We start from the raw sequence: 6,688 nt of genomic DNA, 5'->3' as shown, positions 1-6,688 counted from the left end.
ATGCAATGCGCGGCTCAGCAAAACTGCTCCATGACATCTTGTCATCTCATAAAAGAGGCTGCCCTTTCGGACAGCCTCTTACTAGATTCATTTAGCCCGCTTTGATTACTTCTTGGGGCGAACGAACTTCCACGGATGCGTATTGAGCGGGTTCGGATACCAGCCATCCCACTTATTCAAATCAATAAGATTCTGGGTGACATAGTAGTAGATCGGAAGAACCGCCATATCCTGGTCGATGAGGACTTTTTCGGCATCCATCATGATCTGATAACGCTCGCTGCCGCTGGTTACGCGCGACTTGGCCATGAACTCATCATATTTCGGGTTAGAATACAGACCATCGTTCTGTGTACCACCAGTAACCCACATATCGAGGAAGGTGGACGGATCGAGGTAGTCGCCTATCCAGCCAGCGCGCGCCATGTCGAAGTTGTGTGACTGCGAACGGGTGTCGAGGTAGGTTCCCCATTCCTGATTCAAAAGCCCAACATTGATGCCCAGGTTGTCTTTCCACTGAGCCTGGATAAACTCGGCGATACGCTTGTGGGAAGCACTGGTATTATAGAGAATCTGCAGGGTCGGGAAGCCTTTCCCGTCAGGATAGCCAGCTTCAGCAAGGAGCTTGCGTGCTGTTTCGGGGTCATAGCCGTAGCCTTTTGCAGGGGTATACCCAGCGCTTGGCGGTACAAAGCCATTCGCAGGAATCTGGCCACCACGGGTTACCTTGTTGACAAGGTCGTTCTTGTTGATGGCCATGGCGAGCGCTTTGCGCACGCGGGCATCATCGAGAGGTTTGCGGGTTACATTGAAGATGTAGTAGTAGGTTCCATACTCAGGAGCAACATGGAAATCCTTGCGCAGTTTGACTTCGTCCATGAGCTCGAGCGGCACAGTCTCAGTCCAGTCTGCTGCACCAGTCTTGTAGAGGTTGTAGCCGACATTAATGTCGTCGTTGGCAATGAAAGTAACTTTCTTGAGCGCGACATTCTTCGCATCCCAGTATTTGTTGTTTTTCACGACAACGATCTTTTCCTGCGGTTTCCATTCAGACAGGACAAATGGGCCGTTGGAAACGATCTTGCCAGGCTTTACCCAATCCTGACCGTATTTTTCGATCGCATGGATGGGAACAATTGCAAATGCATAGTGGGTGGTCATGTCGGCAAAGAAGGGGCACGGGCCAACGAGCTGAACTTCGAAGGTGTACTTGTCGACTGCGCGGATTTTTACGCTCTCGGGACCAGCTTTGCCTTCCAGATAATCCATGGCGCCGGCGATGTACATGGCGGGAAGATCTGCATACTGGAATGCATTCTTCGGATCCATCTTGCGAAGCCAGGACTTGACGACCGTGTCAGCGGTGATTTCGACACCATCAGACCAAACCGCGCCCTTGCGCAGTTTGAAGGTGATAGTCTTGTAATCCTTGCTGAAGGACCAGCTCTCTGCGATACCGGGGATTGCGCGGTTCGTGCGCGGATCGGACACAGTAAGTCCCTCGAAGAGAGCCATATAGATGCGGTGTTCAGGAACACCTTCAACCGCATGCGGATCCAGCGATGCTGGCTCGGCGCCGTTTACAATCGTAAAATCCTGGGCGCTCAGGCCTACGACCGCCAGAAGCGCGATCATTGCGAAAAGAAGCTTTCTCATATTACCTCCTCTTTGAGTAACATTCAAAACTACTATATACTGCTTTCGTGCACAATGCAAGAATTTTTTTCGATTTACCCCAAAAGCTGCAAATTGCAGCCTGATACATATTGTGCGCCCATCGAGCATCCAGATGCAACGAGGTTATACGGTTTGAAAAACGGCAATCTGTATACGCACACTCGGATCTATGCATATGCGGCACTTACTGGCGCGGTTTCCGGGCTCCTCATCGTCGCCTACCGAACGGCAATCGTAAGCGCCGAAAATTTCAGAGATGCTCTTATCGGGAATGCGCCCCCTGCGAAGGTCGTTCTGCTCTGGTTCGGCATCGTCGCGACAGGCGCGATATTTACTGCACTATTTGTGCGACGCTCGCCACTCATCAAAGGTTCCGGAATTCCCCAGGTCAAAGCGTTTCTCATGCGGCGCATCAATTTTGACTGGAAAAGAGAGCTCCCTCTCAAATTCGCCGGCGGCACATTTGCGCTTGGCGCAGGGCTTTCGCTCGGCAGAGAGGGACCATCCATCCAGCTCGGTGCGCTCGCGGGAACCGCAATCGAGGACATTTTCCACATTCCCGATTATCGCCGTTTCCTGGTGACTGCAGGCGCGGCTGCCGGGATATCCGCCGCTTTCAATGCGCCGCTGGCTGGCGTGCTCTTTTGCATCGAGGAACTGCACCGCAACTTCTCCCCAGTCATGCTCACGGTGACGATGATTGCCTCCTTCATGGCGAATGTCGTCATGTGGATTTTTTTCGGGACGAGCCCCATTTTCGAGCTGACGATTCTCGAAACCCTTCCGCTGCGATATTACTTTACAGTTATATTGGGGATCGGCGTTCTGGCTGGCGCCCTTGGCAGTCTGTTCAATATCGGGCTGCTCGGATTCCAGAAGCTGTACAGGCACGTTGTTCCGCGCGAAGAATTCCGGGTAATTTCGGCGTTTCTGGTGGCAGGCGCAATCAGCATTGTATTTCCCATGATAGCGGGTGGCGGGAATCATCTTGTCTCATTCCCCTTGCTTTCGACGATGTCCTTTTTTGCAATCGCATTGCTTCTGGCTGCCAAATTTGTATTCACGCTTTTTTCGTATGCATCGGGAGCGCCGGGCGGCATTTTTCTGCCCATGCTCGCGATTGGCTCCGTGCTGGGCGGACTTGTGTATAGCTTGCTTGGGCTTTTTGGCTATCAGTCGCCGTATTTGCCAAACTATATTCTGCTTGGCATGGCAGGTTTTTTCGTCGCGGTGGTTCGGGCTCCGATCACCGGTGCGGTGCTGATCACCGAAATGGCAGGGAGTTTTGCGCATTTCCCGGCATTCATTTTTGTGTCGATTATCGCGACGCTCACTGCAAACCTGCTCAGGACAAAGCCGATTTATGATTCACTCCTTGCGCAGATTCCTCCCTTGTATCCTGAGCAAATAACGCACGCTGCCGCCACGCTGCATATTCCCTTTATGGAAGGAAGCTCGATTCACCTGGTGAGCGAGCTGAAAGAGCGGCTTCCTGGCGAATGCATACTGACTGGCATCATGCGAGGTGAAGAACGACTTTTCCCCTATCTTTCGATGGAAATTCTGCCGGGCGATGAGGCACTCATCGAAGTGGACCAGCGCGCGGCACGATTATTAAAGGAAGAACTTTTGAAACTGGGCATGCCGACAGAGGACGAGCAGGAGATCAAAGGCAACGGAGCGTCTTTCACTTGATGTCTTCTGGCCGCCCGCCGGCTTAAATACGCTCATAATGCCCGAAAGGAGAGCTTGTATGCATGAATTCTATTCCCCAACAAAAATTATCTTCGGAGAAGGTTGCGCCTCGGAAACAGCGCCGCGCCTCAGAGAAATGGGCGCGACAAAAGTCCTTATTGTGACAGGCAAATCGAGCACAGCGTCCTCGGAAGGTTTCAGGGACTTGTGCAAAGGGCTGGATGCGGCAGGCATCCAATGGGTGCACTTTGCCGAAGTCAGCGCTGATCCCGAGACAAGCACAGTCGACAAGGGGGCAGAGGTCTGCCGCGCGAATGACTGCAATGCGATTATCGGGTTTGGCGGCGGCAGCCCCATCGACTGCGCGAAGGGCATTGCGGCAAGCATCGGCGAGGGCCGCCCCATCCGGGATTTTGTCGGCACTGGCCTGGCGTTCACGAAACCGGTTCCGCCCCTCGTGGCTATTCCGACAACAGCCGGCACGGGGACAGAGGTTACCAATGCCGCAGTTTTTACAATTGTCGACGAACACGGCCACCGCAGCAAAAAAGGCACCTCGAGCCAATTCTATTTTCCGCGGCTTGCGATCGTCGACCCACTACTGCACATGAGCATGCCTCCATCCCTTACCGCCGCAACTGGTATGGATGCGCTGACGCACGCCATCGAGGCCTTTGTGAGCCGATTCCATACGCCTGTCAGCGACATGTACTGCCTGGAAGCGGTTCGGCGGATTGGCAGATCGTTGCGCGCGGCATGCAGAGTTGGCAGCGACAGCGGCACCGGGGACGGAGCTTTCGGGGCTGGCCGCGGCTTAAAGGCAAGCGGTAGCAGCAGTTCTGGCGACAGGGCTCTTCTGGAAGCCCGCAGCGATATGGCGCTGGCAGCGACACTTGCGGGGGTGGGGCTCTCCCAGGCGGGGCTCGGGATGGTTCACGGATTTGCGCACCCGGTAGGAGCCATGGCAGGTCTCGCCCATGGCCTGGCAAACGCGATTCTTCTTCCTTTTGTAATGGAAGCGCTGATTCCCGACGCTGGAGAAAGACTCTCGGCAATTGGCGAAGCACTCACAGGCAAACGCGGCACCAGAGCACAAGAAGCGGTTCGCGCTATTGCCCGCCTCGGCAGAGATATCGGCATCCCGGAGAACCTCGAAGCTGCCAACGTACCAGAGGCTTTTTTCGAAGAAATTCTCGCCGATGCGCTCTCATACCGGCGCCGCAAAGCAAGCCCGCGCGCCTTTACAGACGACGAGCTGAGAGGCTTGCTTGCGCGAATGTATAGCGGGAAAGTGGAAGCCTGAGGCACATCACTTCCAGATGATGCAATACTGAGCATTATGGCTCGGGGACAGGCGAAAAGCCGTCGCGACCGAAGCCACGCTGCCTTTGCTCGCCCGTTTGCTTTGGCCGCCGCGCTGGTCTTTAGTCCCTCTCGAGCCTCAGCCGCGAGCCTCCTACCCCTTTTTCAACCACAATTCTCGATGGAATACGGCTATAGAGTTCATCCACATGTGAAATAATCGCGATCGTCTTGTCGCCGCGCAGCTCATCCAGCACTGAAATCGCGAGCGAAAGCGATTCCACATCGAGACTGCCGAATCCCTCATCGATAAAGAGCGATTCGATGCGATTGGCTCCTGCTCGCTCCTGGATCGAATCCGCCAGGCCCAGGGCGAGGCTTATCGATAGCATGAACTTTTCTCCGCCCGAGAGCGTCCCGACTGGTCGCCGCGCTCCATTCCACGCATCAGTTATGAAAAGCTCAAGGCCAATTTTCTGATTTCCGGTTCCGCTCAAAGGGTCAGCTTCCACAATGTAGCGCCCGCTGCTCATGCGGTAGAGCCGCTCCGAAGCCCGTGCGGCAATCTCACGAAATTGCGCGCTGAGGACATAATTCTTGAATGGCAATTTCTTTCCTTTTATTAAATCGCCGCTTAAGAGGCGCGAAAGCTTTTCCATTTTGCCGAACTCCTGCGTGGCCGCAGAATATTGCTGCTGCAATTCGTTGTAGCGCTCAAAACTTCGCTTGAATTGATCGAGCTGAGCGCCTATCTCTGCCCGAGCTCTCTGCAATTCGGCAAGCGTATCCTCCAGATCTTTCTTTCGGAGGACGAGAGCGTCGCGGGCATCGATGAGCGCATGTTCCTCGCTTTCGATTTCCTGATCCGAAAATGACTTAGCAGCATCCTCGTTAAGGCGCCATGCTCGCGCGGCGAGCGCATCATACGCTGCTTTTGCCCGAGCATATGTTTCCCTGAATGCAGAAACCGCCTGTTCTTCGCTGCGGATACGATCCGTTGGCCATGCTGTCTGCTGAATATGAGCAACAAGAGAGAACGCATCTGCCTCAGCTTCCGCCTCTTCCACTGCTTTTTTCTGGCCGGCTGCGCGAAATGCTTCGGAAAGAATCGAGGCAGCCCTGCCCACGCGCGCTTTGCGGTCGGCTGTCTCATTGCCTTTTGCGGTCTGCAAAAGGATGCCCGCGAGGTCAGAGAGCGCATTCAGCGCGCTGGCCGGCTTGGCTCTTGCGGGGGCTTCGTGTGGAGATTCTTCGGGGACAAAGATTTTCTGAGGGACAGAGGTTTGAAGCGCGGCGTCTTTCGCAATACCTGGCTGCTCGAGCGTTCTCAAAAGCGCTCGCACATCGAGCCTCTCGGATTCTTCAAAAAAACGCACAAAAGCAGGCCCCAGAGAATTCCCTTTTAATTCAAGAGAAGAAAGATGAATATCCAGTTGCGCGCTCGTTGCCCTATAGGCCATTTGCCATTCCTGCGCGCGCTGTTCGAGCTGGATAATCTCGCTCTGCAAGTCGGACAGCGCTCGAAGAGTATTCTCGAGAAGCGGCTCAGGATCATGCTCGCCAGCTTGTTCTGCCAGCGAGTCAAGCCTTGCCTGCAGCTCTGCCTTCGTTTTTTCGAGCTGTTCTCTTTCTTGGCGCGCTTGATTGAAAGCTTTTTCAGCTGCTTCAAATTGCTGGCGGCTTGTACGCAATGCACCTCGCGTTAGGCGATACTGCTCCAGCTCCGCATCGAGAATCCGCTTGCGTTCTTTCAGGCTCTGCGCGAGAGCCTCGATTGCCTTGCTCGAGATTTCCTCAGCTTCTGAGCGAAATGACGCGAGCTCTTCGCGATTCTGCCATTCCTCTGAAATACTTTGCTGCAGCGAGCCTATTTCATGTTCGATGTCCTGAAGGCGCTGAGCAAGGCTCTCCTTTTTTTGGACGAGGCTGGCTTGCCTGGCTTTTTGAGTTTCGACCGCATCCTGCGCTTGGCGAACAGTCTGTTCATCGGGGGCGTGGTTAGGCAGGCTTGCCG

At 54.4% G+C, this 6,688-nt stretch carries 4 protein-coding genes; 2 read left to right on the top strand and 2 right to left on the bottom strand.

Features of this window, described 5'->3' with window-relative positions; translation table 11 throughout:
* Positions 1-105 precede the first annotated feature (105 nt).
* On the bottom strand, positions 106-1,656 hold the full coding sequence (locus GAP13_RS12295; protein ID WP_158908591.1) for a peptide ABC transporter substrate-binding protein: 1,551 nt from the start codon (positions 1,654-1,656) through the stop codon (positions 106-108).
* A gap of 54 nt (positions 1,657-1,710) precedes the next feature.
* On the opposite strand from GAP13_RS12295, the gene GAP13_RS12290 reads away from it, so the two are divergent.
* Positions 1,711-3,372 (top strand): ClC family H(+)/Cl(-) exchange transporter, encoded by a 1,662-nt coding sequence (locus GAP13_RS12290; protein WP_158908590.1) that lies wholly within the window; start codon positions 1,711-1,713, stop codon positions 3,370-3,372.
* 58 nt (positions 3,373-3,430) lie between these two features.
* A complete protein-coding gene (locus GAP13_RS12285) occupies positions 3,431-4,675 on the top strand; it encodes an iron-containing alcohol dehydrogenase family protein (protein ID WP_158908589.1) in 1,245 nt (414 codons plus the stop codon).
* Positions 4,676-4,796: 121 nt separating this feature from the next.
* Here the strand turns inward: GAP13_RS12285 and GAP13_RS12280 are convergent.
* Positions 4,797-6,688, bottom strand: a 1,892-nt coding sequence (locus tag GAP13_RS12280) for an AAA family ATPase (protein ID WP_158908588.1), incomplete at its 5' end; no start/stop codon positions are given.

The sequence above is a fragment of the Rectinema subterraneum genome, assembly GCA_009768935.1.
Taxonomy (GTDB): domain Bacteria; phylum Spirochaetota; class Spirochaetia; order Treponematales; family Rectinemataceae; genus Rectinema; species Rectinema subterraneum.
The sequence above is the reverse complement of the archived record's forward strand: the minus strand, read 5'-3'. Positions and strand labels throughout refer to the sequence as shown.

Bases quoted from the DNA above. Each gene is read 5' to 3' on its own strand.
- GAP13_RS12295 (WP_158908591.1), bottom strand. From the start codon at position 1,656: ATGAGAAAGCTTCTTTTCGCAATGATCGCGCTTCTGGCGGTCGTAGGC.
- GAP13_RS12290 (WP_158908590.1), top strand. From the start codon at position 1,711: ATGCAAGAATTTTTTTCGATTTACCCCAAAAGCTGCAAATTGCAGCCT.
- GAP13_RS12285 (WP_158908589.1), top strand. From the start codon at position 3,431: ATGCATGAATTCTATTCCCCAACAAAAATTATCTTCGGAGAAGGTTGC.